Origin of the sequence: Salipiger sp. 1_MG-2023 (assembly GCF_030547555.1) — a bacterium.
GTDB lineage: Bacteria > Pseudomonadota > Alphaproteobacteria > Rhodobacterales > Rhodobacteraceae > Salipiger.
In genome coordinates, this window is record NZ_JAUOQN010000024.1 from 1 (window position 1) to 26,195 (window position 26,195).

The 26,195-nt window shown below is 63.6% G+C and carries 28 protein-coding genes and 1 pseudogene; 23 read left to right on the plus strand and 6 right to left on the minus strand.

Going from position 1 to position 26,195, the window contains the following annotated elements; translation table 11 throughout:
- Positions 1–77 precede the first annotated feature (77 nt).
- From Q4543_RS12760 to Q4543_RS12785, 6 genes and pseudogenes are all read left to right on the plus strand, one after another.
- Positions 78–476: pseudogene (locus Q4543_RS12760) on the plus strand (IS5 family transposase); the annotation flags it as partial.
- A gap of 230 nt (positions 477–706) precedes the next feature.
- A complete protein-coding gene (locus Q4543_RS12765; RefSeq protein ID WP_216003231.1) occupies positions 707–1,657 on the plus strand; it encodes an ABC transporter substrate-binding protein in 951 nt (316 codons plus the stop codon).
- A 51-nt stretch (positions 1,658–1,708) separates the two neighbouring features.
- A complete protein-coding gene (locus Q4543_RS12770) occupies positions 1,709–2,509 on the plus strand; it encodes an ABC transporter ATP-binding protein (protein WP_303438815.1) in 801 nt (266 codons plus the stop codon).
- Positions 2,510–3,265 carry an ABC transporter permease gene (locus tag Q4543_RS12775; RefSeq protein WP_303438816.1) on the plus strand — a complete coding sequence of 252 codons (756 nt, stop codon included), beginning with the start codon at positions 2,510–2,512 and terminating at the stop codon, positions 3,263–3,265.
- A 133-nt stretch (positions 3,266–3,398) separates the two neighbouring features.
- Complete coding sequence (locus Q4543_RS12780; RefSeq protein WP_303438818.1) at positions 3,399–4,610, plus strand: Hsp70 family protein; 1,212 nt, start codon at positions 3,399–3,401, stop codon at positions 4,608–4,610.
- A gap of 23 nt (positions 4,611–4,633) precedes the next feature.
- Positions 4,634–5,548, plus strand: a complete 915-nt coding sequence (locus Q4543_RS12785) for a formate/nitrite transporter family protein (protein ID WP_303438820.1) — start codon at positions 4,634–4,636, stop codon at positions 5,546–5,548.
- Positions 5,549–5,632: 84 nt separating this feature from the next.
- On the opposite strand, the gene Q4543_RS12790 is transcribed toward Q4543_RS12785, so the two are convergent.
- Positions 5,633–6,670 carry an NAD(P)-dependent alcohol dehydrogenase gene (locus Q4543_RS12790; RefSeq protein WP_303438822.1) on the minus strand — a complete coding sequence of 346 codons (1,038 nt, stop codon included), beginning with the start codon at positions 6,668–6,670 and terminating at the stop codon, positions 5,633–5,635.
- Between the two features lie 252 nt (positions 6,671–6,922).
- Here Q4543_RS12790 and Q4543_RS12795 point away from each other — a divergent pair, with 252 nt between their 5' ends.
- The 4 genes from Q4543_RS12795 to Q4543_RS12810 all read left to right on the plus strand — a co-directional run bounded on the left by Q4543_RS12795 (position 6,923) and on the right by Q4543_RS12810 (position 11,465).
- Complete coding sequence (locus tag Q4543_RS12795; RefSeq protein WP_303438824.1) at positions 6,923–7,423, plus strand: 2Fe-2S iron-sulfur cluster-binding protein; 501 nt, start codon at positions 6,923–6,925, stop codon at positions 7,421–7,423.
- The gene (locus Q4543_RS12800; protein WP_303438826.1) at positions 7,420–8,430 is read left to right on the plus strand and encodes a xanthine dehydrogenase family protein subunit M; all 1,011 of its coding nucleotides are present in this window, start codon (positions 7,420–7,422) and stop codon (positions 8,428–8,430) included. The genes Q4543_RS12795 and Q4543_RS12800 overlap by 4 nt, the downstream gene beginning before the upstream one ends.
- A complete protein-coding gene (locus tag Q4543_RS12805; protein WP_303438828.1) occupies positions 8,430–10,622 on the plus strand; it encodes a xanthine dehydrogenase family protein molybdopterin-binding subunit in 2,193 nt (730 codons plus the stop codon). Before Q4543_RS12800 ends, Q4543_RS12805 begins: the two co-directional genes overlap by 1 nt.
- Positions 10,623–10,718: 96 nt before the next feature.
- Entirely contained in the window at positions 10,719–11,465 is a 747-nt protein-coding gene (locus Q4543_RS12810; protein ID WP_303438830.1) for a phosphatase PAP2 family protein, read from the plus strand.
- A 51-nt stretch (positions 11,466–11,516) separates the two neighbouring features.
- Here Q4543_RS12810 and Q4543_RS12815 read toward each other — a convergent pair whose 3' ends face one another.
- Entirely contained in the window at positions 11,517–12,881 is a 1,365-nt protein-coding gene (locus tag Q4543_RS12815) for a FliI/YscN family ATPase (protein ID WP_303438832.1), read from the minus strand.
- An 86-nt stretch (positions 12,882–12,967) separates the two neighbouring features.
- On the opposite strand from Q4543_RS12815, the gene Q4543_RS12820 reads away from it, so the two are divergent.
- From Q4543_RS12820 to Q4543_RS12880, 13 genes are all read left to right on the plus strand, one after another.
- Complete coding sequence (locus Q4543_RS12820; protein WP_216003204.1) at positions 12,968–13,345, plus strand: FlgB family protein; 378 nt, start codon at positions 12,968–12,970, stop codon at positions 13,343–13,345.
- A gap of 15 nt (positions 13,346–13,360) precedes the next feature.
- Complete coding sequence (gene flgC / locus Q4543_RS12825; RefSeq protein WP_303438835.1) at positions 13,361–13,750, plus strand: flagellar basal body rod protein FlgC; 390 nt, start codon at positions 13,361–13,363, stop codon at positions 13,748–13,750.
- Between the two features lie 33 nt (positions 13,751–13,783).
- Entirely contained in the window at positions 13,784–14,074 is a 291-nt protein-coding gene (gene fliE, locus Q4543_RS12830; protein WP_303438836.1) for a flagellar hook-basal body complex protein FliE, read from the plus strand.
- A gap of 3 nt (positions 14,075–14,077) precedes the next feature.
- Positions 14,078–14,347: a flagellar biosynthetic protein FliQ gene (locus Q4543_RS12835; RefSeq protein WP_303438837.1), complete on the plus strand. Its 270-nt coding sequence runs from the start codon at positions 14,078–14,080 to the stop codon at positions 14,345–14,347.
- Between the two features lies 1 nt (position 14,348).
- On the plus strand, positions 14,349–15,065 hold the full coding sequence (locus Q4543_RS12840) for a flagellar hook-basal body complex protein (protein ID WP_303438838.1): 717 nt from the start codon (positions 14,349–14,351) through the stop codon (positions 15,063–15,065).
- Positions 15,066–15,077: 12 nt separating this feature from the next.
- The gene (flgG, locus tag Q4543_RS12845; RefSeq protein WP_216003199.1) at positions 15,078–15,863 is read left to right on the plus strand and encodes a flagellar basal-body rod protein FlgG; all 786 of its coding nucleotides are present in this window, start codon (positions 15,078–15,080) and stop codon (positions 15,861–15,863) included.
- Positions 15,863–16,279 carry a flagellar basal body P-ring formation chaperone FlgA gene (gene flgA / locus Q4543_RS12850; protein WP_216003198.1) on the plus strand — a complete coding sequence of 139 codons (417 nt, stop codon included), beginning with the start codon at positions 15,863–15,865 and terminating at the stop codon, positions 16,277–16,279. The genes flgG and flgA overlap by 1 nt, the downstream gene beginning before the upstream one ends.
- A 2-nt stretch (positions 16,280–16,281) precedes the next feature.
- Complete coding sequence (gene flgH, locus Q4543_RS12855; protein WP_216003197.1) at positions 16,282–17,010, plus strand: flagellar basal body L-ring protein FlgH; 729 nt, start codon at positions 16,282–16,284, stop codon at positions 17,008–17,010.
- Between the two features lie 10 nt (positions 17,011–17,020).
- Positions 17,021–17,530, plus strand: a complete 510-nt coding sequence (locus Q4543_RS12860) for a flagellar basal body-associated FliL family protein (protein ID WP_303438839.1) — start codon at positions 17,021–17,023, stop codon at positions 17,528–17,530.
- Positions 17,531–17,987: 457 nt separating this feature from the next.
- Positions 17,988–18,884, plus strand: coding sequence for an ABC transporter substrate-binding protein (locus Q4543_RS12865; protein WP_303438841.1), 897 nt, complete (start codon positions 17,988–17,990; stop codon positions 18,882–18,884).
- Between the two features lie 14 nt (positions 18,885–18,898).
- Positions 18,899–20,050, plus strand: a complete 1,152-nt coding sequence (locus tag Q4543_RS12870) for an ABC transporter permease (protein WP_303438843.1) — start codon at positions 18,899–18,901, stop codon at positions 20,048–20,050.
- The gene (locus Q4543_RS12875) at positions 20,047–20,976 is read left to right on the plus strand and encodes an ABC transporter ATP-binding protein (RefSeq protein ID WP_303438845.1); all 930 of its coding nucleotides are present in this window, start codon (positions 20,047–20,049) and stop codon (positions 20,974–20,976) included. The genes Q4543_RS12870 and Q4543_RS12875 overlap by 4 nt, the downstream gene beginning before the upstream one ends.
- On the plus strand, positions 20,973–21,710 hold the full coding sequence (locus Q4543_RS12880) for an ABC transporter permease (protein ID WP_303438847.1): 738 nt from the start codon (positions 20,973–20,975) through the stop codon (positions 21,708–21,710). The genes Q4543_RS12875 and Q4543_RS12880 overlap by 4 nt, the downstream gene beginning before the upstream one ends.
- 72 nt (positions 21,711–21,782) lie before the next feature.
- Here the strand turns inward: Q4543_RS12880 and Q4543_RS12885 are convergent, their stop codons facing one another.
- Genes Q4543_RS12885 through flhA form a run of 4 tightly spaced genes read right to left on the minus strand, consistent with a single transcriptional unit; the run spans position 21,783 to position 26,151 of the window.
- A complete protein-coding gene (locus Q4543_RS12885) occupies positions 21,783–22,178 on the minus strand; it encodes a hypothetical protein (protein ID WP_303438848.1) in 396 nt (131 codons plus the stop codon).
- Between the two features lie 26 nt (positions 22,179–22,204).
- On the minus strand, positions 22,205–23,299 hold the full coding sequence (locus Q4543_RS12890) for a flagellar biosynthesis protein FlhB (RefSeq protein ID WP_303438849.1): 1,095 nt from the start codon (positions 23,297–23,299) through the stop codon (positions 22,205–22,207).
- A gap of 6 nt (positions 23,300–23,305) precedes the next feature.
- Positions 23,306–24,073, minus strand: a complete 768-nt coding sequence (locus tag Q4543_RS12895; RefSeq protein WP_303438851.1) for a flagellar biosynthetic protein FliR — start codon at positions 24,071–24,073, stop codon at positions 23,306–23,308.
- A complete protein-coding gene (gene flhA, locus Q4543_RS12900) occupies positions 24,070–26,151 on the minus strand; it encodes a flagellar biosynthesis protein FlhA (RefSeq protein ID WP_303438852.1) in 2,082 nt (693 codons plus the stop codon). Before flhA ends, Q4543_RS12895 begins: the two co-directional genes overlap by 4 nt.
- Between the last annotated feature and the right edge of the window lie 44 nt (positions 26,152–26,195).

Below are 26,195 nucleotides of genomic sequence, written 5' to 3' on the forward strand. Positions count from 1 at the left end.
GCGCTTGCCATGCGCACGCCTGCCGAGGCATGCAGATTAGCGGCCTAACCTGAGCAGATTCCGCTGGGTCAATACAAAAGGGTGGTATGAACACCAAGCTGCACGCCATCTGCGACAGCCAAGGGCGTCCCCTGAACCTGTTCGTGACCGCAGGACAGGTCAGCGATTACATCGGTGCCCGCGCTTTGGTGGGTAGCTTGCCAAAGGTCGAATGGCTGCTTGGCGATCGCGGCTACGATGCTGATTGGTTCAGAGAAGCGTTGAAAGACAAAGGGATACGCGCCTGTATTCCAGGCCGGAAACAGCGCAAGAAACCTGTGAAGTACGACAAGCGACGATACAAACGCCGCAATCGGATCGAGATCATGTTCGGCAGACTAAAGGACTGGAGGCGCGTCGCAACACGCTATGACCGCTGTCCCAAGACCTTCCTATCGGCCATCGCTCTCGCCGCGATCGTAATCTTCTGGCTATGAGTCCTGACCCTAGGCAAACTATTGCACTTTAATCGCGCAGTAGTAGACAGTATGCAAGTTTTCCGCCCGTTTAATCACAGTTTCCCTGCGCGACGCGCGCGGCTCTGATATGCCGCCTCTCGGATGAACCGCAATGCCCGCGGCGGCGTGCGGCACATGAGAGGAGAGACCCCGTGATCCGACAGCTTTTCACCACCACCGCGACGGTGCTTGCGCTGGCACTGCCGGCGATGGCCGAGACAGACATGCCCTTTGCGCTCGACTGGAAATTCGAAGGCCCGTCGGCCCCGTATTTCCTTGCCATCGACGATGGTCTGTTCGCGGCGCAGGACCTTTCGGTCGAGATTTCCGAAGGCAAGGGCTCGCTTGACGCGATCCCCAAGGTTGCCACCGGCGCTTTCCCGGTCGGTTTTGCCGACATCAACAGCCTGATGCGGTTTCTCGATCAGAACCCCGATGCGCCGGTCAAGGCGGTCATGATGATCTACGACAAGCCGCCCTTTGCCATCGTCGGGCGCAAGTCGCTGGGCGTGTCTCAGCCGTCTGACATGATGGGCAAAGTGCTGGGCGCGCCGCCCCCCGATGGGGCCTGGGCCCAGTTCCCGATCTTTGCCGCCGCGAATGATCTGACCATGGACGAGATCACCGTTGAGCCTGTCGGCTTCCCGACCCGCGAGCCAATGCTGGCCGAAGGCAAGGTCGCCTCGGTCGCCGGCTTTTCCTTCAGCTCGACCCTGAACCTCAAGCGGCTGGGCGTGCCCGAAGATGACATCAGCGTCATCCTGATGGCCGATCATGGGGTCAATCTCTATGGCAACGCGATCATCGTCAACACCGACTTCGCCGCCGAGAACCCCGAGGCCGTGACCGGCTTTCTCAGCGCCATTGCGGCGGGTTGGAAAGATGCCATCGCCGACCCGGAAAAGGCCATCGAGGCCCTGATGTCGCGCAATCCCGCCGCGGACGCGGAGTTGGAACAAGAGCGGCTTCAAATGGCGATCGACGACAACGTCCTGACCGATTTCGTCAAGGAAAACGGCCTTGGTCCGATCGACAGCGACCGCATGGACAGCGCCATCGAGCAGACCAAACTGGTCTACGAATTCCAGTCCACGCCGAGCGCCGATCTGTACTTTGACGGCAGCTACCTGCCGGATGCCGCCGCGCTGAAGCTTCAGTAAGCCCTTTACGCCCGGGCCGCCGCGGCCCGGGCGCTTGCCGAAAGACCCCCAATGACAGACCTGATCGAGATCCGCGACGTACGGCATGCCTACCAGACGCCCAAGGGGCCTCTGCCGGTGCTGGACGGGCTGAACGTCAACGTGCCCGAAGGCGAATTTGCTGCCGTTGTCGGCCCGTCGGGTTGCGGAAAATCCACCCTGACACGGCTGGTTGCGGGGCTGATGACGCCCGACAGCGGCGAGGTCTGGCTGCATGGCGAGCGGGTGAAATCCCCGCGTAAGACCGTGGGCATGGCGTTTCAGAACCCGGTCATGCTGGAATGGCGCACCATCCTCGACAATGTGATCCTGCCGCTGGAAATCGTCGCCCCCCGGATGCCGCGCGCCGAGCGCATCGCCCGCGCCGAAGAACTGCTGGAGCTGGTCGGCCTCAAGGGCTTTGAGAACAAGCGCCCGTCGGAACTGTCGGGCGGCATGCGCCAGCGCGCCAGCCTGTGCCGCGCCATCGTCCACAAGCCCGATGTGCTGATCATGGACGAGCCGTTCGGCGCGCTCGACGCCTTTACCCGCGAAGACCTGTGGCAGACCATGCACGCGCTGCGCGCCAAGGAGCCGTTCACCGCCGTGCTGATCACCCATGATCTGCGCGAAAGCGTCTATCTTGGCGATCAGGTCTTCGTGCTGTCGGGTCGTCCCGCCCGCACCCAATACGTGATGGATGTGCAATGGCCCGGAGGCCCCGGCCTGCGCGAACTCGACGGGCTTTATACCCCCGAATGCGCCGAGATGCTGCATATCCTGCGCGATCAGATCCGCATCGCTCAAGGGCGCGGCCCGGTGGAGGCTCACTGAATGTTTCGCAAGATCGCCATCCCCGTACTTGCCATCATCGCCTTCCTGATCCTGTGGGAGGCGCTGGTGCGCGTCAACAACTGGCCCGATTACGTCATGGCCTCGCCGTCCGATCTGCCGCAGGCCTATACGAAGTTCTGGAACCTGTTCCTGATCGGCAGCTGGCAGACGCTGTGGCGCACGGTCGCCGGTTTGCTGCTGGCAACGTTTTTTGGCACCGCGCTTGGCATGGTCATGGGCTTTTCGCGCACCGCCCGCGATGCGCTTTACCCGCTGCTGGTCGGTTTCAACGCCATCCCCAAGGCGACGCTGGTGCCGGTGCTGGCGCTGCTGTTCATCGGCGAGCATGATTTCAACACGGTGTTGATGGCCTTCCTGATCAGCTTCTTTCCCATCGCGGTGTCGGTCGGCATCGGCCTGTCGACGCTGGAACCCGAATACCGCGACATCCTGCGCAGCCTTGGCGCGTCGAAGATCACCATCTTTCGCAAGATCGCCCTGCCCAAGACCCTGCCGGAATTCTTTGGCGCGCTGAAAGTGTCGGTCACGCTGGCCTTCATCGGCACCAATCTGGTCGAGATCATCTCGCCGCACGGGCGCGGGCTTGGCGCATTGTTCCTGTCGGGGCAGACCAATTCCAATTACCCGCTGATGTTCGCGGTGCTGATCGCGCTCGCGGTGCTGGGGATCGTGCTCTATTACGCGGTGGTCGCGCTTGAGAAAATCTTTGCTGGCTGGGCCGACACCGGGGCCTGACCCGCGCCCAGTGTCCATGCCATCCTCAGGCTTTTTCCAAACGCGTCGTTGTCTGAACGCTGGTTTCAGCGGCGGGGTTGCGTGGAAACTGGCACGGGCGTAGACGAAACGTTTCCGTTGAAAGGCCCCCCACATGGACCGTCTTGCGATCGACTTTGGCACCTCGAACAGCGCCGCCGCGCTGGCTTGGGAGGGCGGCGTTCACCGCATCGCCATCGAGCGCGGCGCTGACACCCTGCCAACCGCCGTGTTCTTTCCCGAAGGCGGGAGGATGCGCATCGGGGCGGCCGCCTTTGATGCGCTGGTCGCGGGCGACGAGGGCCGCTACATGCGGGCGCTCAAATCGGTTCTGGGCCTGCCGCTGTTTCACGAAACCCGGCTTGTCGGCGGCAAGCGCCGCACCTTGGCCGAGATCGTTACCGCCTTTCTTGTCGAACTGCGCGAGCGATCCGAAGCGGCAACCGGCATGCGCTTTGCCCGCGTGCTCTCCGGTCGCCCGGTGCATTTCCACAACGAGCCGGACCGCGACGCGCAGGCCGAGGCGGATCTGCGCGCCTGCTACCTTGCCGCCGGTTTCACCGAGATCAGTTTTCTCGCCGAACCCGAAGCGGCAGCGCTTGCGGCGGGCAGCAAACAGGGTGTGCAGCTGATCGTCGACATCGGCGGCGGCACCTCGGATTTCTCGGTCTGCGACGGGGCGCAGGTGCTGGCCTCGCACGGCATCCGTCTGGGCGGCACCGATTTCGACCGCGACGTGTCGCTGGCCCATGCCATGCCGCTGCTCGGCCTTGGCTCGGAGTTGAAGCGCGAGATGGGAGAGGGCCTGCTGCCGGTGCCCCGCGCGCCCTTTGTCGATCTGGCGACATGGGCGAAAATCCCGTTTCTGTACACTGCCGACTCCCGGCGCATGGCCGCAAACATGCTGCGCCACGCGGTCGAGCCCGAAAAGCTGGGCCGCCTGCGCGAGGTGCTCGACGACGAGCTGGGCCACGCGCTGGCCTTTGCGGTCGAGCGTGGCAAGATCGCCGCAAACACCCCCGGCGCCGACGCGACGATCGCGCTTGGCGAGATCGAAAAGGGGCTGACGGCTGCGATCTCGGAAACCAGCCTCAACGCCGCGCTGATGTCGCATCGCAGCGCCCTGACCGCCGCCGCCGCCGAAACGCTGCGGCTGGCCGGGCTGGCCCCGGCGCAGGTGTCGCAGGTGGTGCTGGTCGGCGGGTCGAGCCTGATGGGCATGGTCCGGGATGCCGCGCGCGATCTGTGCCCAGACGCGGCGCAACGCAGCGGCGATGCTTTTACGGCGGTCATTGACGGGCTGGCGATCGCCGCGCGGGGAACCTGACGCCGTTTCGCGGGTTCGCCTGCATGAACACCCCCCAATCTTCCCCCGAGCCGACTGACGAGCTCAGCGAAAACCGCACCGTCCACGAGCCCGTCGAGGAAAGATCGGTCTCGCAGGCATCGCGCCTTTCGGCGCGCCTGATCTACGAGGTGATCCGCCGCGACGGTGATGAAGAACTTGCCCGACCGACCGTCTCCCTGATCTGGTCTGGGCTGGCGGCAGGCATCGTCATCAGCTTTTCAGTGCTGGCGCAATCGGTGCTGCACCGTTTTCTGCCCAACGGTGCAGATTGGACCATGCTGGTGGAATCACTTGGCTATTCCATGGGGTTCCTCGCCGTGATCTTTGGGCGGATGCAGCTTTTCACCGAAAATACCATCACCACCGTGCTTCCGGTGATCTCGCGCCGCAAGCTCGATTGCCTGCTCAGCATGCTGCGGCTCTGGGCCGTGGTGCTGGCGGCGAACCTTGCGGGGGCGTTGCTGGTGTCGTGGTTTCTCGGGTTGCCCGGCGTTGTCTCCGAACCGATGCACGAGGCGCTGCTCGAAGTCTCGCGCCACGCGGTCGAAGGCACGCCATGGCACAACTTCATGCGCGCCATGCCGGCGGGGGTGCTGATCGCGTCGCTGGTCTGGATCTTGCCAAGCGGACAGGGCAACAGCTTTTTCCTTGTGATGATGGTGACATGGTTGATGGCGGCGGCAGGCTTTGCCCATGTCGTCGCGGGCTCGGTCGAAATGGGCCTGCTTGCCTGGCACGGCGACGAAACGCTGGGCGCCTTGCTCCTGTCGTATTTTCTTCCGACGCTGGCCGGAAACGTGGTCGGTGGCACGGCGATCTTTACCCTGCTGACCTGGGGCCAGGTGAAGAACGAGGTTGCGCTTGGCGAAGATGTCGAACGCCAGAAAAGCGCCGAAGCCACCGCCCGCAAACGTTAGATCGGGCAGCAAAACAGAGCGCCGCCGCCTGAGCCCCCCCTCTCCGGCGGCCCATGTATCTTTCTGACGCCGGCACCCCCGGTTTCAGTCCGGCATACGGATTTGCAGCTTCACGTCAGAGGGGCGCGCCTCGACCGCGCGATCAAACCCGGCGATGGCCTCGGCAAACGGCAGAGTCGCCGAGATCAGCGGCTTGAGGTCAACCTTGCCCGAGCTCATCAGCGCGATGGCCCTGTCATAGACGTTGGCGTAGCGGAACACTGTCTCGATGCGCAGCTCCTTGGCCTGCAGGCCGACGATATCGACCGGCACCGGATCGACCGGCATTCCGACCAGAACGATGGCCCCGCCGGGGCGCGCCAGCTGGTGCATCGACAGGATCGCTGGCGCCGCACCCGAGCATTCGAACACCACATCCGCGCCCCAGCCGCCGGTGGCCTCGGCAATCGCATCGGCCAAAGGCGTGTCGCGGATGTTCACCGTCTCGATACCGTCATAAGCGCCGATGATGTCCAGCTTGGGCTGGGCCAGATCGCTGACGATGACCTTGGCGCAGCCCCCCGAAAGGGCGGCAAGCGCAACCATCATGCCAATCGGCCCCGCCCCGGTGACGACGGCGATATCACCGGGCTGGATGCGGGCGCGCAGGGCGGCCTGCATGCCGATGGCAAAGGGTTCGACCATCGCGCCTTCGGCAAAGCTGACGCCGCCCGGTAGTTTGTAGGTAAAGGCGGCGGGTTGGATGACCTCGGGCGTCAGGCAACCATGCACCGGAGGCGTGGCCCAGAAGGTCACGGCGGGATCGACATTGTAGAGACCCAGCTTGCTGGCGCGGCTGTTCAGATCGGGGATGCCCGGCTCCATGCACACCCGATCGCCGGGTTTCAGCGTGGTTACCTCACTGCCGACCTCAACCACCGTGCCGGCGGCCTCGTGGCCCAGAACCATCGGCTCCGTCACGACGAAGTGGCCGATCTTGCCGTGGGTATAGTAATGCACATCCGATCCACAGATCCCGACCGTATGCGTCTTGATGCGCAGATCGCGCGGGCCAAGCGTGGCCGGAATGTCGAAATCCCGCAGGCTGAGATTGCCTTTCTCTTCGAGCACAAGGGCTTTCATCGTCTCTCCTCCGGTTGATCTGCGTCGTGATGCATCCTTGGATGCGCCCGGTTCAGGCGGTTGTAAATGGTCTTGGCCGATCTGCCTGCGCAGTCTGCAGCGTGGCGGAAGACCCATGCCACCGGGCCGCGCGGGGTGAACCGGCCCCGGCCCGCACGGTTTTTTCGGAACCCGAAGCGTCTGGCTTGGTTTGCTATTCAAGGGTCTGCTCGGAACCGATCCAGCCACATGCCAGATACGAGAAAGATTGCCATGACGACATTCACAGTCAACGGGCGAAGCCATGCGCTTGCGCTCGACCCGCGCACGACGCTGCTTGATGCGCTGCGCGACCATCTGAACCTGACCGGCACCAAGAAAGGTTGCGATCACGGGCAATGCGGGGCTTGCACCGTGCTGGTGAACGGCGTGCGGGTCAATTCCTGCCTGTGCCTTGCCGCGATGCATGACGGCGACGAAATCACCACCATCGAAGGCCTTGGCTCGCCCGACCGGCTGAACGCGCTGCAGGCCGCCTTTGTCGAAAAAGACGGCTATCAGTGTGGCTATTGCACGCCGGGGCAGATCATGTCGGCCACCGCGTTGTTCGAAGAGTTGAAGGCCGGGCATCCATCTTATGTCTCCGAAGGGCTGGACGGGGCGACGATGAGCGACGCGGAGATCGCCGAGCGGATGAGCGGCAATCTCTGCCGCTGCTCGGCCTATCCGCTGATCCGCGAAGCCATCGCCATGGCGGCGGAGGCAGAGGAATGAGACCGTTTGACTACGAGCGCGCCACGTCGTTGCACGATGCCTCCGAAAGGATGAGTGACGCCGCCGCGATCATTGCGGGCGGCACCAACCTGCTTGATTTGATGAAAATTCAGGTGATGACCCCTTCGCGACTGGTTGATATCTCGCGCCTCGATGGGCTGGACCGGATCGAGGACCACGATGGCGGGCTGCGCATCGGCGCGTTGGTGACCAACACCGCGCTGGCAACGGATCCCCGCGTGCGGGCGGGCTGGCCGGTGCTGTCGCGGGCGATCCTTGCCGGGGCCTCGGCGCAGATCCGCAACAAGGCGACCACTGGCGGCAACCTGCTGCAACGCACGCGCTGCCCGTATTTCTACGACACAGCGATGGCTTGCAACAAACGCGCGCCCGGAACGGGCTGTTCGGCTCAGGGCGGGTCCGGGCGGATGCTGGCGCTGCTTGGCACCTCGGAGGATTGCCTTGCTGCGCATCCGTCCGACATGGCCGTCGCCCTTGCGGTGCTGGGGGCCAGCGTCGAGATCGCCGCGCCGTCCGGCGAGGTCCGAACCCTGCCGGTGACACAGCTTTACACCCTGCCGGGCAATCGCCCCGACATCGAAAGCGACTTGAGGCAAGGCGAGATCATCACCGCCGTGGTGCTGCCCGCGCCGCGATCGGGCACGGCGCAGACCTATCGCAAGGTGCGCGACCGCGCGTCCTATGCCTTTGCGCTGGTCTCGGTTGCCGCCGTGGTGTTGATGGACGGCGACACCATCGCCGAAGCTTCGCTGGCCTTTGGCGGCATCGCGCCCCGCCCGTGGACCGACGGGTCGGTGAACGCGCTGCTGGCCGGAGCCGAAGCCTCGGACGAAAGCTTCGCGCGCGCAGCGGCGCAGCTTGTGCCCGATAGCGCGCCTCAGCCCGAGACCGAGTTCAAGCGCCCGCTGCTACGGCGCACTCTGATTGCGACCCTGCGCGAGGCAACCGGCCTTGCAGGGCGCGTCGACACCGCACGGAGCCTGTGATGACCGAGATCTTCCGTATGAACGAGGCGCAGCCACGCCTGCTTGATAAGATGCGCCAAGGCGTGGTCGGCAAACCCCTCAGCCGCCCGGAGGGGCCCAAGAAGGTCACAGGCACAGCACGTTACGCCGCCGAAGAGCTGCCAGAAGGTTGCGTTCATGGTGTGCTGGTCCGTGCGACGATCTCGCGGGGCCGTGTCACCGGCCTTGATCGCGAGGCGATCCGCGACATGCCCGGCCTGATCGACGTGATCACCGACGCAAGACTGCTGCGCAACCCGGCGCAGGGCATGGCAGGGGCCGCCCCCTGTCAGCCGAATGGCGAGGTGTTCTACCACGGCCAGCCCATCACGCTTGTGGTGGCAGAAAGTCTGGAAACGGCGCGCGACGCCGCCCACCGCTTGCCAGTGCATTACGAAGAAATCGCCTTCGAAACCGATCCCGAAGCCGCGCAAGATCGCGAAGACAAGGATCCCGAAACCGCAGGCGATTTTGACGCCGCCTTCGCGGCGTCCAGCGTCACTATCGACGCGCGCTATCGCACCGATGCGCAGGCGGCGGCGGCGATGGAGCCACACGCGGCAATCGCGCAATGGTCGGGCGAAACTGTGCTGTTGCGCGGATCGTTGCAGATGCTGCGATTCAACCGCGACGAGCTGGCGGATTCGCTGGGGATCGACCCCGAGCGCGTGCGCATCCTGTCGCCTTTCATCGGCGGCGGCTTTGGCTCGAAGCTGGGCATCGGGCCAGAAGCCGTGGCGGCGGCCATTGCCTCGGAGAAGATCGGTCGCCCGGTGCGGGTGGTGATGTCGCGACAGACGGTGTTCGACGCGGTGCTGCGCCGGTCGGAAACGCTGCAACGGGTGCGGCTTGGGGCCGATGGCGATGGTCGGCTCCGGGCGATTTCTCATGACGATCTGGTGTCGAACCTCCCCGGCGAGAGCTTTGCCGAACCGGTCTCGCAGGCCTCGCAGTTCTTGTACGGTGCCGACGGCCTCAGCTTTTCGCAAACGCTGGCGCGGGTGTCGCGCACGCCAAGCGGCTCGGTGCGTGCACCGGGCGAAGCTGTCGGAATGCTGGCCTTTGAATCCGCGATGGACGAGCTGGCGGAAAAGCTTGGCCTGTGCCCGGTCGAGCTGCGGCTGCGCAACATTCCCGAAACCCATCCGATGACCGGGCAGGCCTATTCGGTGCGGCGGCTGGCGGATTGCCTGCGCACCGGCGCAGAGCAGTTCGGCTGGGCAAGACGCGGTGCGCCGGGAGCGCAGGTCGAAGGCGATTGGCGCATCGGCATGGGCGTTGCCTCGGCGGCGCGCAAAAGCGCACTGGTGCAATCGGCGGCGCGGGTGCGACTGCTCGGCGACCGGGCCGTGGTCGAAACCGACATGACCGACATCGGCACCGGCAGCTATGCCATTCTTGGCCAGATCGCGGGCGAGATGCTGGGGCTGCCGGTCGAAAAGGTCGATGTGCGGCTCGGCGATACGTCATTTCCCGGCGCGTCGGGATCGGGCGGCTCCTTCGGGGCGAACTCTGCCGGATCGGCGGTCTTCCTCGCGGCGAAAAAGATCCGCGCCGAGCTTGCGTCACAACTTGACTGCGCGCCGGGCGAGCTTGCCTTGCAAGACGGCATTGCCCGCGGCGGAAATATCGAAAGAGCACTGACGGATCTGGTGTCATCGGAAATCGTTCACGAGGCGGAAATCGCCGCCGGCGACACGTCGAAATCGCACCTGTCATCAGGGTTCGGCGCGCATTTCGCCGAGGTCGGGGTCAACGTCTGGACCGGCGAGGTCCGGGTGCGCCGGATGCTTGGCGTGATGGCCATGGGGCGCATTCTGAACGAGAAAACCTCGCGCAGTCAGGCGCTTGGCGGGATGATCTGGGGCATTGGATCGGCCCTGACCGAGGCCTTGGAACATGATCCGCGCACCGGGCACATCGTCACGCGCGATCTGGCGAATTACCACGTTCCGTCCCATGCCGACGTGCCCGGAGACATGTCCGTTGTGTTCCTCGAAGAGCGCGATGACATGGCGAACCCGATCCAGACCAAGGGCATCGGAGAGCTGGGGATTTCCGGTGCAGGCGCCGCGGTTCTGAACGCCATCGCCCACGCAACCGGCGCGCGGGTGCGCGATTTTCCAGCCCTGCCCGACCGGGTGATCAGCGCGATAGAAATGGCGGGCGTGTGACCTCACGCCAATCGAGGCCGTCCCTTCCGGGGCGGCCTCGTGCTTGCCTTGTGCCCATCGCGTGCCATCTTGCCTTCGCAGCACAAGGAGACTCCCATGCCCCTGCCCCAACCGGTGCGAGCGCTTTTCCAGCGGCTCGAGGCCACGACGCTGATTGCCATCATCGTCATCGCCGGATCGCTTTGGGCCTTTATCGGGCTGGCCGCCGAGATGCTCGAAGGTGACCTTCATGCCTTTGACGAGGCGGTGTTGCTGTCACTGCGGGTGCCGGGCGATCCGTCGTTGCCGATTGGCGGACCGCAGCTTCAGGTCGCGATGCGCGATCTGACCGCGCTTGGCGGTGTGACGGCGCTGTCATTGCTGGTGCTGGTGGTCCTTGCATTCCTTGTCATGCTGCGCCGAAGGGCATCCGCACTGCTGCTGTTGGTGGCGATCCTCGGCGGGCAGGGGCTGTCGCATCTGGCCAAAGCCGGGTTCGACCGCCCGCGCCCGGATCTGGTGCCACATGGCGTCGATGTCATGACCGCCTCCTTCCCGTCGGGGCATTCCATGATGTCTGCGATCACTTATCTCACGCTGGCGGTGATGCTGGCGCGAACAGAGCGATCGCTGCGGGTGCGGGTGTACTTTGTCGCCGTGGCCGCCGTTCTGGCCATTCTGATCGGGGTAAGCCGCGTTTATCTTGGCGTGCACTGGCCGTCCGATGTGCTGGCAGGCTGGTCTTTGGGCGCGGCATGGGCGCTTGGCGTCTGGCTGGTGGCACGTTGGCTGGCTCAACGCGGGACGATCGAGCCCGAAAAATCCGCCCCGGGAGACCCTGCCCCGGAAACCGGCAAGATCTGATATCCCTTTGGCGAAAGTCGTTTAGCGCAACAGCACGCGCTGAACCGCCCATCATCGCGTCCCGGCCATCCTGTTGCGCGTCTGCGGCGGCATCTTCGCACCCGATCGCCGCAGGATCAGACGCAGGCGATTGAAGGCCGCAGTGGTGCCATGCGGCGACGCCTCGCCGATCAGGGCGTCAAGCTCGGGCCATGCACGGATGGCCTGATCGAGCACCGGATCCTCGCCTTCGCGATACAGCCCGGCGCGGATCATGGTTTCCGACCGCGCATAGGCCCCAAGCAGCTGCCGCGCCTGCAGGATGGCGCTGTTTTCCTCGTCTGTCGCGGCCTCGGGCAGGCTGCGCGACACCGAACGCAGCACGTCGATCGCCGGAAAGCGGCCACGCTCGGCGATGTCACGGCTCAGCACCACGTGACCGTCAAGCACACCGCGCAAAATGTCGGCAACAGGTTCGTCCATGTCGGACCCTGCAACCAACACGCTGAACACCGCCGTAATGTCGCCAGAGCCCGGCAGCCCCGGCCCGGCGCGTTCCGCAAGCCGCATGATCTGGTGCGCGGTCGAGGGTGGAAAGCCCCGAAGCGCGGGCATTTCCCCAGCAGCAACGGCAACTTCGCGGTGCGCTTCGGCAAAGCGGGTGATCGAATCCGCAAGGTACAGAACATGCAGCCCCTGATCCCGGAAATGCTCGGCTATGGTCATCGCCGCAAGCGGACACCGCCGCCGCTCCAGCGGCGAGCGATCCGAGGTGGCCGCAACCACAACGCTGCGCGCCATCCCTTCGGGGCCAAGCACCGAATGCACGAAATCATGCACCTCCCTGCCTCGTTCGCCCACCAGCGCCAACACCACCACATCGGCGGTCATACCCCGCGCGAGCGCGGCAAGAAGGCGCGACTTGCCAACGCCGGACCCCGCGAACAGGCCCATCCGCTGCCCGCGCACGATTGGCAAAAGCGTGTCGAACGCCGCCTGCCCGGTTTGCAGGCGTGCTCCCAGCCCACGACGCTGCGCGGCAGGCGGCGGGCTGGCGCGAAATGGCCGCCGAACGGCACCGGGGCTGAGCGGCATTTCGTCGAGCGGCACACCGTATGGGTCAATGACCCGCCCGATCCATCCATCCGAAGGCGCCAGCGTCGGCGCCCCCAGAACGGCGACCCGATCCCCCTGAGAGACCCCGTCAGCGCCCTCATCCGGCAGCATGGCGACCAGATCGTCGCGAATCCTCAGAATCTCTCCATCCAGCGTGTCAGCGCCGCGATACAGCCGAAGCCGGTCACCGATGCAGGCCGTATGCGCGAGCCCGCGCACCCAGATTACCGTTCCATCAACTGACCTTACCCGCCCCACCGCGCGAATAGACTGGATCTGCGCGATGCGCGACCTCAGCCCTGAAATCTCTGCGTCGTCCATCCGCTCGCATCCTTATTTTCTCTCAAACCATTTCTAAAGGAATCAGCGTTAAGCCTTGGTTGAAGCAAATCGAGGGAGAAGCCCCGATGTTCCAGAACCTGGACGTTTTCAGAACGGCAATGGCCTTGGCGCAGCATAGTGGCAAACAGCAGGCGATCAGTTCGCAGAATATCGCGAACGCCGATACCCCCGGGTATCGGGCGCTTGAGATGCCAGATTTCGACAAGACCGTGCGCGACGAAATGTCGTCGCAGCGCGCGACCCGCGACAGCCATATCAATGGCAGTCGCGACGGTGACATGCCCGAAGCGCAAGAGCGGCGCGATATCATCGACCCCAATGGCAACACTGTCTCGGTCGAGACTGAAATGGTCACCGCCGTCGATGCCGCTCGCGCGCATAACCGGGCGCTGTCGATCTACCGCTCGAACCTCAACATTCTGCGCGCCAGCCTTGGCCGATAACCGAAAGAGCCCGACATGAGCGACTTTTCCGATGCCCTTTCCGTATCCTCCAGCGGCTTGCGCGCCCAGGCGACGCGGCTGCGGGTCCTGTCCGAGAATATCGCCAACGTGGACACGCCCGGCTACCACCGCAAGACCATTCCGTTCGAACTGCAAGGCAGCAAGGACAGCGTGCAACAGGTCGAAACCGGCAAGGTCGATCTCGACAGAAGCGATCTCGAACAGATCTACGACCCGCAGAACCCGCTGGCCGATGCGAGCGGCTTTTACAACGGATCGAACGTCGACCTGATCATCGAACTCGCCGATGCCCGCGAGGCCCAGCAAAGCTACGAGGCCAATCTCAAGATGTTCGAACAGACGCGCGAGATGTCTTCGAGCCTGATGGATCTGCTGCGCCGATAAACCCCTTCCCCATAACCCGAATTGGAGACCAGAATGGACGTCCGATCGCTATTTGCCGCGCAGAAATACGCGGCCCAACGACCCGCCACCGAACCGCAGCCCGGAACCGGAGGCGTGCAGGAAAAATTCGTCGAAGCGGCGCAGGATTTCGCCACAACCCTCAAGGATGCCGAAGTCACCGCCGAGACTGCGATGGTGGGCGACGCCGACCCCCACGCGCTGGTCAACGCCCTCGCGCAATCCGAACTGGCGGTCGAGACAGTGGTTGCCGTGCGCAACAAGTTCGTCGAGGCCTATCAGGAAATCCTGCGGATGCCGGTCTGAGCCATGCTGACCGAAGCCATCTTCTACGACACGCTGCGCCAGGGATTGTGGATCGCCACGATCACCTCGGTGCCGATCCTGACCGCGGCGCTTGTTGCCGGCGTCTCGGTCGGACTGTTCCAGGCGCTGACCTCGATCCAGGAAATGACGCTGACCTTCGTTCCGAAGCTTCTCGCCATCCTCCTCGTGTTCTGGATGTCGATGAGCTTCATGACCAACACGCTCGTCAGCTATTTCCAGGATCGCATCCTGCCCATGATCACAGGAGGCTGAGATGGGTCTTTCCGATTACACCACACTTTCTCGCCAGCGCGGCCTGTCGCGCGAGATGCAGATGATCGCCAACAACATCGCCAATGCCGCGACCACCGGCTATCGGCAGCAGGGCGTCATCTTTTCCGAATACGTGCAGCGCAGCGATGCGCCCGGCGGATCGGTGTCGATGAGCGAGAGCGAGGTCAAGAACACCTCCTTCGCGCAGGGAACGCTGACCCGCACCGGAGGCCAGTACGATTTCGCCATCGAAGGCGACGGGTTCTTCCTGATCCAGACCCCGGGCGGCGAGCGTCTGACCCGCGCCGGGTCTTTCATCGTCAGCGCCGCCGGCGACATGGTGACCCCAGACGGCCATACCGTGCTTGATGCCGGCGGCGCCCCTGTTTTTGTGCCCCCCGACGCCTCCGATCTTGCGGTCGGGCAGGACGGCACGCTCAGCAGCAACGGCGCGCCGCTTGGCCAGCTTGGCGTCGTGCAACCGCTCAATGCCGGTGCCATGGCCCGCGAAGGCGGCGTGCTGTTTCGCGCCGACGACGGCTACGAGCCGGTGGACAGCCCCCGCGTGATGCAGGGGTTCGTCGAGAATTCCAACGTCGAGCCGATCCTTCAGGTCGCCCGGATGATCGAAGTCCAGCGGGCCTACGAGATGGGGCAGAATTTCCTCCAGCGCGAGGATGAACGGGTACGGGCCGCCATCAAGGCCTTTGTGAAGTAAGGAGACCGGAACATGCGCGCACTCAAGATCGCCGCAACGGGCATGAGCGCCCAGCAGATGCGGGTCGAGGTCATCTCTCAGAACCTCTCGAACATGAGCACGACGGGTTACAACGCCCGCCGGGCAGAATTCGCCGACCTGCATTACCAGCAGGAGCAAAGAGCCGGCACGATCAATGCAGCCGATGGCACGATGCTGCCGACCGGCGTTCAGCTTGGCCTCGGCGTCCGACCGTCGTCGGTGACCATGAAGATGGCGCAGGGCGCATTGTCGAACACCGGCGGCGATCTCGACATCGCCATCGAAGGGCGTGGCTATTTCGAAGTCACGCTGCCCTCCGGCGAAGCTGGCTTTACCCGCGACGGCGCGCTCAAGCGCGACGCTGACGGCATGATCGTGACCAACGATGGCATGGCGGTGTCGCCCGAGATCACCATTCCCGAGGACGCAACCAGCATCTCGATCAACGCTGATGGCGAGGTTTACGCCTATTTCGACAACACCGCGGCGGCGCAGATGCTTGGCCAGCTGACCCTGACCGGCTTCACCAACCCCAAGGGGCTCGAAGCCATTGGCGGCAACCTGTTCACCGAAACCGAGGCTTCCGGCCCGCCGATACAGACCACGGCCGGGCAAGAGGGCCTCGGCTTCTTCCGCCAGGGCTATCTCGAGGACAGTTCGGTTGATCCGGTCTACGAAATCACCGAGCTGATCGAAGCCCAGCGTGGCTACGAGCTCAATTCCAAGGTCATCTCTGCCGCCGACCAGATGATGGGCGCAACCGTCCAGGTCCGCTGATGCGCTTTCTTGTCCCCCTGCTGTGTCTCGCCAGCGCGGCTGGTGCCGACACGGTTGTCGCCTCGCGGACCATCCGGGCGTTCGAGCTCATCACCGCAGACGCCGTCGGCATCGATCCCGCCAATGTGCCGGGCGCCTACACGGATCTTCGGTCGGTGATCGGACAGGAGGCGCGGGTCGCGCTTTATCCGGGTCGCGCCGTGATGGAAGGCTCCATCGGTGTGCCCGCCCTGATCGACCGCAACCAGATCGTCGAACTTATCTTCACGCGGGGAGGGCTGCGCATCGCCACCGAAGGGCGCGCCCTCGATCGTGCCGCCGCAGGCGAGCGTGTGCGCGTCATGAACCTCTCGTCCCGAACAACCCTGTTCGGCACCGTGACCGAAAACGGTCAGGTGACCGTCTCTCAGGAGTGACCATGCTGCCTCGAACCCTGCTTCTTCTCTGCCTCGTTCCCATTGCCGCCTGTGCACGTATGGACCATCTTGGCAAAGCGCCCAGCTTCACCCCGCAAGCGGAAAGCGCCGAGCGCGTGGCGATGGCCTATACCGGCCTTCCGACCATCTCCAATCCCGCGCGACCGTCGGACAACGCCTCATTGTGGAGCCGCGAGAAAAGCTCGCTCCTTGGCGATCGCCGCGCAATGAAAGCCGGGGATATCATGACCGTGGTGATCGACTTCGACGAATCCGCTGCGATTTCGAACAACACATCGCGCTCGCGGTCGAGCTCTGAAAGCCTCGGGATTCCCCAGTTGTTCGGTCTTCCGCAAGAGCAGGACCTGACCCTGCCAGAGGGCGCGAGTCTCGCGAATGCGGTCGATATCAGCGGCAGCGGCTCGTCGAACGGGACCGGCAGCGTCAATCGCAGCGAACAGCTGACGCTGCGTGTCGCAGCAACCATCACCGAGGTGATGCCGAACGGTGTTCTTGCCATTCAAGGTGCGCAGGAAATTCGCGTGAACTTCGAGATGCGCGAGCTTCTGGTATCTGGCTTCGTTCGCCCCGACGACATCACCCGCAAGAACGAGATCACCTACGACAAGATCGCATCGGCGAAAATCTCCTACGGCGGGCGCGGCCAGATCACCGACGTACAACAGCCGCGCCTCGGTCAGCAGGTGCTCGACATGGTCCTGCCCTTCTGAGGATAGCCTGATGATCAAGAAACTGCTTCCTGTCCTGCTCGCCCTGATCGGCACAGGCGCCGGTGTCGGTGCCGGACTCTTCCTCGCTCCGAAAGCACCCGCAAATGCCGCAGCCGGGGAACATGCCCCGGCAGACGAACACGCTGCGGGCGAGCACGACGCAGAGGCTGCACATGATGAGCATGACGAAACCCTCAGTTCGACTTATGTGAAGTTGAACAATCAATTCGTCATTCCGATCGTCTCGAGCGACCGGGTGAAGTCGCTGGTCGTTCTGTCGCTCAGTCTGGAAATTCAGGGACCCGGGCAGGAAGCGGTCTACAATCAGGAACCAAAGCTTCGGGACGTGTTCCTGCGCGTCCTGTTCGACCATGCCAACATCGGCGGCTTCGAAGGCAATTTCACCGAGAGCCGGCGCATGGATATCCTTCGCCGGTCGCTTCACGAGGCCGCGCGCAATGTGCTTGGATCAATCGTCAGCGATGTCCTCATCACCGAGATCGCCCGGCAGGATATCTGACGTTCCACGGATCAGAGCGATCCGGATGGGGCAATATCGTGCATATCGACGAGACTCGACAAGCTGGAAGTGCTGGTGAGTGGTTCACGTCGCGATCTCGCCGTAGTTGCCGACTGGATCGACAACCCTGTGTCCGGACCGCAACGTCAAACATCTCCCGACTAGGCCGTCGGTCTAGCCGTGACACCTGCCCCCCTCCCCCTGCGACCAGAGCCCGCAGTGTCGCTGACAGGACTGTTGCCTTCACCCGACAGCTCGAAATGACCTTCCCGACCAAAACGCCGCGAGAGCCGTAAAACCCTGGGATGATATCTCAATCCGAACCAATGCGACAGGAGGCAAGTTCGCGGCTAAATTGGAAGCCGAATCGAACGTCGCCAAAGCTTTCCACCGACGCTTTGCGGGCTATCTCTTATCTGCAAATTCGAGCCTACGATCCGACAGGAGCACAGATTTCATGAAATCCCAAACCATTGCTGCCGCCATCGCCTTGATTGCCGGTTCCGCCCATGCCGATATCACCGTTTCATCGAAGATCGACACCGAAGGCGGTCTTCTGGGCAACATCATCGCCCTGACACTCGAGCACGCCGGTCTGCCGGTCGAACGGCGCCTGCAGCTGGGCGGTACGCAGGTCGTACGCGAAGCCATCCTCGCCGGACAGATCGACATCTATCCCGAGTATACCGGCAACGCTGCCTTCTTCTTCAACGAAGCCGACAGCGACATCTGGAAGGATGCCGCCGCTTCGCATGAGAGGGCGGCCGAGCTGGACGCGCAGAACGACATCACCTGGCTCGCTTCGGCACCCGCCAACAACACCTGGGCGATCGCGGTCACTGGCAAGGTGGCCGAGGAAAACGGGCTTTCGACTATGTCCGATTTCGGCGCGTGGATCGCCGGGGGCGGCGACGTCAAGCTGGCCGCCTCGACCGAATTCGTCTCGTCCCCGGCGGTGCTGCCCGCGATGGAGCAGACCTACGGATTCAGCCTCACGCAGGACCAGACGGTAATTTTGTCGGGCGGCGATACCGCCGCGACGATCCAGGCGGCGGCGCGGGGCACCTCCGGGGTCAACGCGGCGATGGTCTATGGCACCGACGGCGGGGTCGGCGCGACCGGGCTCAAGGTCATGACGGACGACAAGGGCGTGCAGCCGGTCTATGAACCGGCGCCCATCGTCCGGAATGACGTGCTTGAGGAATACCCGTCTATCCCGGCTGTGCTCAATCCGATCTTCGAGGCGCTCGACATGGAAACCCTGCAGGAGCTCAATGGCCGTATCCAGGTCGGCGGCGAGCCTGCCGAGGCGGTAGCGCGCGACTATCTTGTCTCTGCCGGGGTTCTGGACTGATCGCAAGGATGCAGATGGCGCGCCTGTCCGCGCCGGGGCTCGCTTTTGCCGTGGCAGGGCTGGCGCTTCTGACGGCCCCGTTCATGACCTTGGCGGCCAACCGCATTGTCGCCGGTGACGGCATCGCGGCATGGGCCGTGGCGCCACTGCCCGAGACCTTGCCGGGGTTGATCTGCATCGTTTTGGGGCTGGCGATGGGCCTTTCCGCTGCGCTGCCATGGCTGCGCCTCGGCGGGGCGGCCATCGGGCTTGGTGGCGCAGCCTTGCTGCTGGCCGTCGCAGCGCCCGCACTGCTGGCCGAGGCGGGGCCTTACGCGCGTGTTTCTCCGGCGGCGGGATTCTGGGGGCTGCTGGCGGTGTTCCTGCTGCTTCTCGCCGAGGCGTTGGCGCAGCTGGCACCGGGGCCGCGCGCCCGGGCCGCACTGCTGGCGGCGGGATTGGCATTGCTGGGGGCCTTGCTTTGGTCAGGTGCCCTGTCGGACCTGTCGGTGGCGCAAGAGTTCTTTGGCCGCGCGGCGGCGTTCTGGCGCGCGACCCTGCGCCATCTCGCTCTGGCCTTCGGTTCGCTCGGTGCGGCAGCGCTGATCGGCTTTCCGCTTGGTCTGTTGTGCTACCGAAAGGCAGCTCTGCGCGCCGGGCTGCTGCCAGTGCTGAGCTTCCTGCAGACCATCCCGTCGCTGGCGATGTTCGGCCTGATGATCCCGCTGCTGTCATGGATCGCCGCCAGCCTGCCGGCGGCGCGGGCGATCGGCCTGTCGGGCATCGGCTTTGCCCCGGCCTTCATCGCGCTGGTGTTGTACTCGCTGCTCCCGGTCGTGGGAAATACCGTTGCGGGGCTTCAATCCGTGCCAGCTGCAGCGCGCGAGGCGGCACGCGGTATGGGCATGACCTCTTGGCAAAGGCTGGTACGGGTCGAATTGCCGCTCGGGCTGCCGATCCTGCTGGCCGGGCTGCGCATCGTGCTGGTGCAGAACATCGGTCTTGCCGTGATCGCCGGGCTGATCGGCGGCGGCGGCTACGGCAGTTTCGTCTTTCAGGGGCTGAACCAGACGGCGACCGACCTCATCCTTCTCGGTGCGCTGCCCACTGTGCTGCTGGCCATGGTCGCGGCCATCGTGATGGACATCCTCGTCGAGCTCGCAGCCAAAAGAAGGAACGCGGCATGATCGAGATCGACCGCATCACCAAGGTCTGGGGGGATAGCGCCGCGGTGGACGGCGTGTCGATGACGGTGCAAACCGGCTCGATCACCGCCATCGTCGGCACCTCCGGGTCCGGCAAGACGACCCTGCTGCGCATGATAAACCGGCTGATCGAGCCAACCTCGGGCGAGGTGCGCATCAACGGCACCAGCACCCGAAGCATCGCGCCGCACCTTTTGCGACGCCGGATCGGGTACGCGATCCAGGGTCACGGGCTGTTCCCGCATCACAGCGTGGCGCGTAACATCGGCGCGGTGCCTGAACTGCTTGGCTGGCCAGCGGACAAGATCCACGCGCGGGTCGACGAGTTGCTCATGCTGTTCTCGATGGCACCCGAAGAGTTTCGCGACCGCTACCCTGCCGAATTGTCGGGCGGTCAGGCACAGCGGGTTGGGGTCGCGCGAGCGCTGGCCTCGCGGCCCGATCTGCTGCTGATGGACGAACCCTTCGGGGCGCTCGATCCGATCATTCGCGCCCGCGCGCAGGACGATCTGAAACGCATCCAGACGGCGCTCGGCTCGACCATCCTTCTGGTCACCCATGACATGGACGAGGCCATCCGCCTTGCCGATCGTATCGCGGTGATGGATGCGGGAAAGCTGGTGCAATACGCCGCGCCTGCCGAGATCGTCGCCCGCCCCGCAACCGGCTTTGTCGCCGAAATGGTGGGCGAGGCCGACCGCCCCCTGCGTCTTCTGTCGCTGATCCCCGCCGCCGAGATCGCCTCGCCGGGTGAGGTGCCCGGCGAGGCGCTGCCCGAAGGCGCCAGCCTGCGCGACGCGCTGTCGGCATGCCTTGGCTCCGGGCGCGAGGCGGTTCCAGTCACCTCCCAAAACGGCCCGGCGCATGTGACGCTGGAGGCAATCCGCCGCCGGGGCGCGCTGACATGATCGGCGCCGCTGCAAGAGCAGTCCTTGCGGGGCTGCTGCTGACGTTTGTACTGGCACCGGGTGTCTTTGCGCCGCTGCTCGCGCCGCTGGCACAGGAAAACGGTCCGGTGATCTATGAACGCGCTTCGCTTCTGTCTCTGTCGCTGAGCCATCTCGGTCTGGTGGTGGCCGCCTCTGTCGCAGCAACGGCGGTCGCCGTGACGCTCGCCATCCTCGTGACACGGCCCTTCGGTGCTGCCTTCCGGCCCTTGGCGCGCAGCGTTGCAAACCTCGGGCAAACTTTCCCGCCGGTGGCGGTGCTGGCGCTCGCGGTGCCGATGATGGGCTTCGGTGCCGGGCCGACGCTGCTGGCGCTGTTCCTTTACGGGCTGCTGCCGATCTTCGAGAACGCCATGACCGGTCTCACCGCTCTGCCCCCCGCGACGCTCGAAGCCGCGCGGGGCATCGGCATGACACCGCGCCAGCGCCTCCTGCGGGTCGAGCTGCCGCTGGCGCTGCCGGTGATCCTTGCAGGGGTGCGCCTGTCGGTGGTCATTGCGCTGGGAACCGCCACCATTGGCTCCACCGTCGCCGCGCGCACGTTGGGCGAAGTGATCATCGCCGGGCTTTTGACCAGCAACACCGCCTTCGTCGTACAGGGCGGACTGGTCGTCGGACTATTCGCGGTGCTCCTGCACGACGCACTGGTCCAACTCGAGCGTCGGCTTTCCGGGCCACGTCGCAGCGGGGGATGAAAAGGGCTCTCTGTCAAAGACAGCGCCGCGACCCAAAGCCGACGACAGAACCATTGCCACTCCATCGTTCAGCTAGATATCGCGGTCATAGGCCACCATTCGAGACAGCTCCTCGAGCCGCATTTCCTCATGCGCGAATTTTGCGACCTTGCGTGCTTGCCGTTCCTTGCTCGAGACCTCTTTCGCCGCCTCGTCCCGCGAAAAAGCAAGACGTGCCGAGGCGATGCTGTGCGCCTGCTTGGCGCGGGAGAGCGCGATCGCCCGGTTGATTTCTCCACGGCGCTTCGCAAGCCAGCCCTGCCAGAGCGTATCCATCCCGAGCATGCGACGCGTATCAACGGACTCGTTTTCATCGAATGCCTGCTTGCGCAGGCCATCGATCCTGTCCAGTTCGCCCTGATGCAATCGCTCTTCGTTGAGATCGCGGCGATAGGTCTCAAGCGCGCGCTCTCGCAAAAGAGCCGTCACGCGCAGCAGATCATCGATGTCAGAACTCATGCTTCAGGTCCTTTCTTGCGCCGCGCCTGTTTGCGCAGATCTTCGGCAAAACGGATGGCGGCAGCCACCGGGCGGAAATGCTCCGCAGCGATCTGCTCGCCGATCTTGGCTGTCGCGTGCAACGCCCGAGCGGTTGGCGGATCGGAGTGGATCGGAACCTTCGCCTCTGTAGCAACCTCGCGGATGCGCAGGGCGATTTCATCCACGCCCTTGGCGACGCAAACCGGTGCTTCGCCCTTCATCCGGCTCCAGGTCAGGGCGACTGCATAATGGGTCGGGTTGACGATGATCACATCGGCCTTCGGCACATCCGCCATCATCTGGTTCATCGCGATTTCCTGCGCTCTGGCGCGTCGCTGCGCCTTGAACATCGGATCGCCTTCGGATTCCTTGTACTCGTCCCGCAATTCCTTTTGCGACATACGGTTGCGCCTCAGATGTTCGGCCCGTTGCCAGAGGTAATCAACAGATCCAAGCGCCACCGCGATCATCGCGGCTATGCCCAGCATGTTGAGCATCAGCCGAGCCATCAGATCTGTCGCCTCACGCGGACTGGACTGGCCGATGCCAGAAATCTCGTCGAGGCGCGAAGACAGGAACATCCCGAGCACCACGGAATACAAAATCAGCTTTGCAAAGCTCTTGGTGAATTCGAACAAACCACGCCGCCCGAACTTGTTCTTGGCATTCTCGATCGGAGAAAGACGATTGAACTTCAGCGCGAGCTTGGAAGGCGTGAACAAGAGGCTCTGGGTCGCGAGCAGGACAAGCAGCACGCTCAGCGCCGGAACCGACAGCCATAGCAGCACCGGCGTCAGGACTGCCGACATCAACTCGCCCGTCGGTGCAGTTGCCATGTCGTTGAAGAACAAACCCGCGAGCCGATCAGGCTGTTCGATCATCGGCATGAGCGTTTCGGCGAACCGAACCAGACTGCTCGCCCCGACTGTCATTCCCGTGCCGAGCATTCCCAGATAGGCCGCAGCGGTCAGAATATCCGGCGAGCGTGGAATTTCGCCTTTCTTTCTGGCTTCGTCGAGCTTGCGCTGGGAGGCTTCGTGTGACTTTTCCCCGCCATCATCATCTGCCATGGCGCGTCACCGGAACGGGTTTGACAGGAAAAGATCGACCGTCGAGAGCCAGACCGACAGCATGACCGGAGACGTCAGGATCAAGAGCGCCATCGATCCAAGCGTGATCACCGGCGCACCAATAAAGGCCACCATCAGCTGCGGCATGGCCTTGTTGATGAACCCCAGCGTCAGATTGTAAAGTGCCGACAGGATGACAAACGGCGCCGCAAGCGTGAAAGCAAGCGCGAAACTGTCAGTGATCTGCTGCCTGCCCGCCTGCCCGATCACGCTTGGGCGTGGAAATTGCAGGGGCGGCAACAGGTCGTAGGACAAGATCACATATGCGGCGATCTTTACGTGAAACCCTGTGATCATCAAAAGCGCAAGCGCAGAAACGGTCAGAATATGCCCGATTGCCGGCATCGGATCGGCGCCAGCGTTTCCGAGCAGTTGGGCAAGTGATGTTGACTGCGCAGCGATGCTACCCGCCGTCTGCAGAGCGTGCATGAGCAGGCGCAACCACAGGCCAAGGATCAGCCCGGAGATGCTTTCCGTCAGGATCACATACAGCACCGTTCCATAGCCCGGCTCGACAGTCGGGATCTTCTCAGCCGCGGCCGGCAGGACAATCGTCGCCAGAAGAAGGCTCAGAACCAGTTTAACCCTGACCGATACACTCTGCTCCCCCAGTCCCGGCAGCGTTGATATCATCGCCGCGACCCGCAGGAACACGATGAAACCAAGCCATGCCCAGCCAGAGATCAGCCCGAGGACCTCGGCTGGCAGGGTCATGCCGCCACCACGCCGACAAGTGATGGACGCGCCTCGATCCCGATTTCCTCAAAGGAAAGGACAGGGTTGCTGATGCCTTTTGCCGCAAGGATCGTCCGCAAGAAGCGTCTTCTGCGTGCGCTGGTGACAAGCGCCGGGAAAATGCCACGATTGCTCGCCTGATTGATTTCGGAGGCCACCCCCGTCGTAAGCGATTCAAACATATCCGGCGGCAGCGCAACATCGAGACCACCGCGGGTGCCCTCGACCTGATAGGTCGAGAACGTATCCTCCCATTCCGGCGCGAGCTGGATCAGTGGCAGCGTGCCATCCTTGCGGCGCATCTCCGCCACAAGCTGGAAGCCGATGCGCTGACGCACATGTTCGCAGATGGTTTCGGGACTGCTGTGCTGCCCCCTCATCTCGGAAATTGCTTCGAGAATAAGGGTCATGTTTCGAATGCTGACCTGCTCCTCAAGCATCAGCCGCAGAACCTGAAGCAAAGTGTCGATCTGAACCTTGTCCGGGATCAGTTCGTCAAGCAGACGGCGGTTTGCCTCGGCCCTGACCGGGTTGGTCAGGGATACCATTTCGTCGAGCAGACGGCGCAGAGCCTTGAGCGTCAGCAACCGCCCGAAATTGCGCTTGATCACTTCCAAAAGATGGGTCGCTAGCACTTCCGTCGGGGTGACGATCGTGGCGCCAGTGATCGCCGCACGGTCCTGATCGTGCGGGCGTATCCATCGGGCGGGCGCGCCATACACTGGCTCTGTCACATCCCTGCCGGCGGGGAGGCGAGCGTGATCGTCGGGCATGAGTGCCAGAACAAGATCGGAATTCAGCTCACCGCGCGCGATCTCCACCCCATGGATTCGGATCACATAGGTGCCCGCTTCCAGCGCCGGTGCATCGGTCAGGCGGATCTCGGGGAGGATCAATCCGAAACCAGACGCAATGTGCCGCCGCATATTCTCGATGCGGATATCGAGACCAGTGCCCGGATCAAGCACCATGTTGACCAGATCCGGTGCAAATTCGACATGGATCTCATCGACGTCCAGCACGTCACCGATAGATTTTCGAGGAGCTTCCGCTGGCTCGTCGGGCTTGTCATCGACCACTTCGTCGACCTGCTTCTTCGACTGGCTATAGCCGATCGTGCAAAGCACGCCTGCACCAAGAATGAACGGCACAAAGGGCAAACCCGGTACCAGCGCAAAAAGCGCCATCAGGATGCCCACCGTCCAAAGAGCGGCGGGGTGACGCGCAAGCTGCCGCGCAACAGCGACATCGGTCGCACCGGTTGCGCCACCACGGGCGAGCAGAAGACCGGATGCAATCGAAATGATCACCGCGGGGATCTGCGAGACGAGACCATCACCAACGGTCAGGATCGCATAGGTTTCGAAAGCGCCGCCAAAACTCAGACCATGGACAAACACGCCCATGATCATGCCCATCACGATGTTCAGCAAGGTGATAAGCAGGCCCGCAACCGCGTCGCCCTTTACGAATTTCGACGCACCATCGAGCGAGCCGAAGAAGGTGGTTTCCTGCTGCTCCATCTCGCGGCGGCGCTTTGCTTCGGCATGGTCGATGGCACCGGCGGCCATATCGCTGTCGATTGCCAACTGCTTGCCTGGCATCCCGTCAAGCGCAAACCGAGCGCCAACCTCTGCCATTCGCGCGGCACCCTTGGTGATCACGGCGAAGTTCACGATCATCAGGACGCCGAACACGACAAGACCAAGGAAGACGCTGCCTCCCATCACGAAATTCGCGAACCCTTCAATCACGTTTCCCGCGGCAGAAGTGCCAGTATGGCCCTGCCCGATGATCAGTTTCGTCGAACTGACATTCAGCGAAAGCCGAAGCATCAGCGATGCAAGGAGGATGGTCGGGAAAGCCGAGAAATCGAGCGGCCGCTCAATGAACAGCGTCACCGTGAATATGAGAATTGCCAGCCCGAAAGAGGCAGCAAGGCCCACATCCAGAACCCAGGACGGAACTGGCAGGATCATCATCACGATCACCGCCATCAACGCCACTGCAAGCAGAACTGTAGGCTTGAAGACAGAGAACACCGACTTAGCAGGCATCAGAGCGCCTTCCTTGGCCGGAGAACTCAAAAGCAGGCAGAGAG

Excerpts from the sequence above, each read along its gene's own strand:
- Q4543_RS12765 (WP_216003231.1), top strand. The coding sequence starts at position 707 with ATGGCCGAGACAGACATGCCCTTTGCGCTCGACTGGAAATTCGAAGGC.
- Q4543_RS12770 (WP_303438815.1), top strand. The coding sequence starts at position 1,709 with ATGACAGACCTGATCGAGATCCGCGACGTACGGCATGCCTACCAGACG.
- Q4543_RS12775 (WP_303438816.1), top strand. The coding sequence starts at position 2,510 with ATGTTTCGCAAGATCGCCATCCCCGTACTTGCCATCATCGCCTTCCTG.
- Q4543_RS12780 (WP_303438818.1), top strand. The coding sequence starts at position 3,399 with ATGGACCGTCTTGCGATCGACTTTGGCACCTCGAACAGCGCCGCCGCG.
- Q4543_RS12785 (WP_303438820.1), top strand. The coding sequence starts at position 4,634 with ATGAACACCCCCCAATCTTCCCCCGAGCCGACTGACGAGCTCAGCGAA.
- Q4543_RS12790 (WP_303438822.1), bottom strand. The coding sequence starts at position 6,670 with ATGAAAGCCCTTGTGCTCGAAGAGAAAGGCAATCTCAGCCTGCGGGAT.
- Q4543_RS12795 (WP_303438824.1), top strand. The coding sequence starts at position 6,923 with ATGACGACATTCACAGTCAACGGGCGAAGCCATGCGCTTGCGCTCGAC.
- Q4543_RS12800 (WP_303438826.1), top strand. The coding sequence starts at position 7,420 with ATGAGACCGTTTGACTACGAGCGCGCCACGTCGTTGCACGATGCCTCC.
- Q4543_RS12805 (WP_303438828.1), top strand. The coding sequence starts at position 8,430 with ATGACCGAGATCTTCCGTATGAACGAGGCGCAGCCACGCCTGCTTGAT.
- Q4543_RS12810 (WP_303438830.1), top strand. The coding sequence starts at position 10,719 with ATGCCCCTGCCCCAACCGGTGCGAGCGCTTTTCCAGCGGCTCGAGGCC.
- Q4543_RS12815 (WP_303438832.1), bottom strand. The coding sequence starts at position 12,881 with ATGGACGACGCAGAGATTTCAGGGCTGAGGTCGCGCATCGCGCAGATC.
- Q4543_RS12820 (WP_216003204.1), top strand. The coding sequence starts at position 12,968 with ATGTTCCAGAACCTGGACGTTTTCAGAACGGCAATGGCCTTGGCGCAG.
- flgC (WP_303438835.1), top strand. The coding sequence starts at position 13,361 with ATGAGCGACTTTTCCGATGCCCTTTCCGTATCCTCCAGCGGCTTGCGC.
- fliE (WP_303438836.1), top strand. The coding sequence starts at position 13,784 with ATGGACGTCCGATCGCTATTTGCCGCGCAGAAATACGCGGCCCAACGA.
- Q4543_RS12835 (WP_303438837.1), top strand. The coding sequence starts at position 14,078 with ATGCTGACCGAAGCCATCTTCTACGACACGCTGCGCCAGGGATTGTGG.
- Q4543_RS12840 (WP_303438838.1), top strand. The coding sequence starts at position 14,349 with ATGGGTCTTTCCGATTACACCACACTTTCTCGCCAGCGCGGCCTGTCG.
- flgG (WP_216003199.1), top strand. The coding sequence starts at position 15,078 with ATGCGCGCACTCAAGATCGCCGCAACGGGCATGAGCGCCCAGCAGATG.
- flgA (WP_216003198.1), top strand. The coding sequence starts at position 15,863 with ATGCGCTTTCTTGTCCCCCTGCTGTGTCTCGCCAGCGCGGCTGGTGCC.
- flgH (WP_216003197.1), top strand. The coding sequence starts at position 16,282 with ATGCTGCCTCGAACCCTGCTTCTTCTCTGCCTCGTTCCCATTGCCGCC.
- Q4543_RS12860 (WP_303438839.1), top strand. The coding sequence starts at position 17,021 with ATGATCAAGAAACTGCTTCCTGTCCTGCTCGCCCTGATCGGCACAGGC.
- Q4543_RS12865 (WP_303438841.1), top strand. The coding sequence starts at position 17,988 with ATGAAATCCCAAACCATTGCTGCCGCCATCGCCTTGATTGCCGGTTCC.
- Q4543_RS12870 (WP_303438843.1), top strand. The coding sequence starts at position 18,899 with ATGGCGCGCCTGTCCGCGCCGGGGCTCGCTTTTGCCGTGGCAGGGCTG.
- Q4543_RS12875 (WP_303438845.1), top strand. The coding sequence starts at position 20,047 with ATGATCGAGATCGACCGCATCACCAAGGTCTGGGGGGATAGCGCCGCG.
- Q4543_RS12880 (WP_303438847.1), top strand. The coding sequence starts at position 20,973 with ATGATCGGCGCCGCTGCAAGAGCAGTCCTTGCGGGGCTGCTGCTGACG.
- Q4543_RS12890 (WP_303438849.1), bottom strand. The coding sequence starts at position 23,299 with ATGGCAGATGATGATGGCGGGGAAAAGTCACACGAAGCCTCCCAGCGC.
- Q4543_RS12895 (WP_303438851.1), bottom strand. The coding sequence starts at position 24,073 with ATGACCCTGCCAGCCGAGGTCCTCGGGCTGATCTCTGGCTGGGCATGG.
- flhA (WP_303438852.1), bottom strand. The coding sequence starts at position 26,151 with ATGCCTGCTAAGTCGGTGTTCTCTGTCTTCAAGCCTACAGTTCTGCTT.